Origin of the sequence: Streptomyces sp. NTH33 (genome assembly GCF_003236365.1) — a bacterium.
Classification (GTDB): Bacteria; Actinomycetota; Actinomycetes; order Streptomycetales; family Streptomycetaceae; genus Streptomyces.
Window position 1 is genome coordinate 1 of sequence record NZ_POTZ01001194.1, and the last position, 252, is coordinate 252.

Below are 252 nucleotides of genomic sequence, written 5' to 3' on the forward strand. Positions count from 1 at the left end.
CACTGGTCGACGCGGGAGATGGCCGAGGCCAGTGGCCTGAGTCAGTCCACCATCTCGCGGATCTGGCGGACCTTCGGCCTCAAACCGCATCTGGTGGACACCTTCAAGCTGTCCAAGGACCCGCAGTGTCGGCGTACGGGCTGTAGTGCAGAGGTATGTACGGGCTGATGTGCAGAGCTTGAGTCCGGGTCAGCTGACGGCGGTGATGCCGCCTTCGATGGCGGTGAGGCGGTTCTTCAGCCGGTAGCTGGC

Annotated in this window: 1 pseudogene; it reads left to right on the forward strand. The window is 63.9% G+C overall.

The features are described from left to right. Positions 1-123 (forward strand): annotated as a pseudogene (locus tag C1I97_RS39150) (IS630 family transposase); the annotation flags it as partial. Positions 124-252 lie beyond the last annotated feature (129 nt).